Genomic DNA, 2152 nt, shown 5'->3' on the forward strand with positions numbered 1-2152 from the left:
AGAAGTTGGAGTGGGCAATGGTGTATTTATCCAAAAACGGCAAAAAGAGTAGGCAGAGAAAATCCAAGCAAAACAACACGTTAGACGGTATTATTAATTCGCTTGCCGCTTAAGGTTCTGTACATGATTACCGCTTATTTTCACAGTCCCATTGTGACTCCCGAAAACTCCGCAAACTCCGCAAACTCCGCAAACTCCGCAAACTCAAGTAATTTAAGCTGCCTACCTTGATGGTAACGCTCTCTTCAATACTGATTTCTTGATAAGCCATGGCAAAACCTTGCAACATTGCAGGTGTTGCACTCAGTTTCCATGGTCGCCCTTATTAGCAGTAAATTATAAAAATAATCGTCAAAGTAGTTTTAAATTTTAACGTAGACACACAAAATGGAAAAATCTTGCAAGACTTACAAGTACTGCCTTATCATCATTCTCCATGATTCCTACATATCAACTTTAAGGCTGATAACATGACTCAAGTTAAAGGCGTTATTGAATATCATGGTCTGTCAGATTGGTGGCAAAATGAGATCACAACCGCAGAAAAGGAGATTATCTTAACCACATACAACCCCATGGGCTCTTCACCAAATGAAATCATTGAAGCTAACATCTGCTTCTCTAGCGGCAGTGCGGTACAGCTAGTTGGAAGTATTGCTAGCTGGTTAAATAAAATTGAGCATATTGAATTAGCCAAGAAGTTATTTGTTAAAGCTGAAAACTTAATAAATTCACGCACACCGATTCTTGATGTCCATTTTTTATTTCAAAATGAAATTATTACTTATTATAAACATAGGGAAGTAATCGGCCTTGAACCGTCAATAACATCATGTAACAAGCAAATATCTATTTCAAAAAAAGCATCGCGAATTTTAATCTCCGAATACGGTATGCCACTGCCATCTCACAAAGGTTATCAGCAGCTATCGATAATAATGGAAAAGTTGTCGGATTATCAAAAAGTCATAGCAATCTGTAATGAGGCTAAAAATGAAGGATGGTCTGGAGACTGGGATAAAAGAATTGAGCGCTGTACAAAAAAAACAAATAAAGCTTCTTGATAAAATATGCAAATAATCCTTGCAAGCACGCCATATATGACACATACATCAATAGCTGCTTTTTAGTATAACGAACCATCACCATGATTATAAATGGTGGCATATACCCACCATTTATTTTGGTTATTTATAAGTCAGCCACTTAAAAATTATTTCGAAAAACCTCTCAAAACCTTATATTCAATTTCTAAATTATCAGCCTTTATAATTTCCAACATTGCCCCTTTGTAGCCGACAACATTAGATTTTGAGAGATCATATTTCACGTCAGAATTAAACGCTGGCCTTGCAAGGTCACCACTGAATTCACGATAGCTAAAGTTAACCTCATCCCCGACCTTACCATTGTAGATAAGGGTTTGTTGAAATGATGCATTGGTCTGTTTGTATGCACTTCCACGTTCAAATTTCACATTCCCACAAACTGTTACGTCCACAGGAGAAATGATACAGGCCTGCTTTGTTGCTCTATCAATCCTAATTGATGCGCTGTAGTCAGGATATGATGTCATTAACCCCCTCATTATCTTGCCTTGAGATGTATCAACAGGTGTTGGCATGTAGTATTCAAACTTGTCATCCTCTCCAACCTTATTGAATTCACCTGGAGTTATTTCATATGCAGCTATGCTTTGCTGATAGCTTAACTTTATGACATCTACTGAACTACTGACGCCTTGAGATAATAGATTCTCACCGATTCCAATTTTTATCACTTTGCCAAGCTCAGGTATGGTAAATGACTGCGAACTTGGTACGTAATTAAATTTAGGTGAGGCACACCCAAAAACAAACCTGATTACCCATGATTAGCAGTCACCACGAGCTATACTGATCTTACGTACAGTTACTGAGGTGCGAGATCATGGCCAAAAGCAAAGTCCAATTCCAGAAAGGCTACAGCCTGTTTGATTTTTTCAAGGACTATGGCACTGAAGCGCAGTGCGAAAACGCGCTGCTTGCTTGGCGTTTTCCGAACGGTTTCATCTGTCCTGAGTGCGCCAACAAGACCTGCTGTCGCCTGAAAAGTCGGCCACGCGTGCTGCAATGCAATAACTGCCGTCACCAGATGTCATTGACTGGAAACA

Annotated in this window: 3 protein-coding genes; 2 read left to right on the forward strand and 1 reads right to left on the reverse strand. The window is 39.0% G+C overall.

Annotated elements, in window-relative coordinates; all coding sequences use genetic code 11:
* Nucleotides 1-470: 470 nt before the first annotated feature.
* Nucleotides 471-1064: a hypothetical protein gene (locus C3418_RS24260; RefSeq protein ID WP_146054159.1), complete on the forward strand. Its 594-nt coding sequence runs from the start codon at nt 471-473 to the stop codon at nt 1062-1064.
* Nucleotides 1065-1213: 149 nt separating this feature from the next.
* On the opposite strand, the gene C3418_RS24265 is transcribed toward C3418_RS24260, so the two are convergent.
* Nucleotides 1214-1780 (reverse strand): hypothetical protein, encoded by a 567-nt coding sequence (locus C3418_RS24265; RefSeq protein ID WP_146054160.1) that lies wholly within the window; start codon nt 1778-1780, stop codon nt 1214-1216.
* A gap of 149 nt (nt 1781-1929) precedes the next feature.
* Here C3418_RS24265 and C3418_RS23305 point away from each other — a divergent pair.
* Nucleotides 1930-2152, forward strand: a 223-nt coding sequence (locus C3418_RS23305) for a transposase (protein WP_146054115.1), incomplete at its 3' end; no start/stop codon positions are given.

Origin of the sequence: Aeromonas sp. ASNIH8 (assembly GCF_002919855.1) — a bacterium.
GTDB lineage: Bacteria > Pseudomonadota > Gammaproteobacteria > Enterobacterales > Aeromonadaceae > Aeromonas > Aeromonas caviae.